At 33.2% G+C, this 404-nt stretch carries 1 protein-coding gene; it reads right to left on the bottom strand.

Annotated elements, in window-relative coordinates:
- A partial coding sequence (locus J1785_RS00175; protein ID WP_217218511.1) for an AAA family ATPase occupies window positions 1–404 on the bottom strand: 404 nt, incomplete at both ends.

Raw genomic sequence — 404 nt, 5'->3', positions numbered from 1 at the left:
GATTTATAATATATTCACTATGAGTTTCTATTATGCATTGCCGTTCCGTTATAGAACAAGCTATAAATAGGTCACATAATCTTGATTGAATTTTAGGGTGCAAATGCAATTCAGGTTGTTCGAAGATAAGTATGTCATTCTTTTCAGAAAGTAACAGCATTACGATTATAGGTAAAACCTGACTTACCCCAACCCCGACATGGCTTAACCCCTGTAATTTTTTATCATTAACATTCCTGACTTGTAAATTATAACCAAGCTCACCTTTATCTCCTACTTCTATTTCCGAGAGAATACCTAAATACGACAACCACGATATGCATGCATTGTATAAAGTATCTTGTTTTGCCTCAAATATTATATTTTGTTCTTTGTTATACACTTTTGGGCAGTTAAAGGAGATA

The sequence above is a fragment of the Rahnella perminowiae genome (assembly GCF_019049755.1).
Lineage (GTDB): Bacteria > Pseudomonadota > Gammaproteobacteria > Enterobacterales > Enterobacteriaceae > Rahnella > Rahnella perminowiae.
The sequence above is the reverse complement of the archived record's forward strand: the minus strand, read 5'-3'. Positions and strand labels throughout refer to the sequence as shown.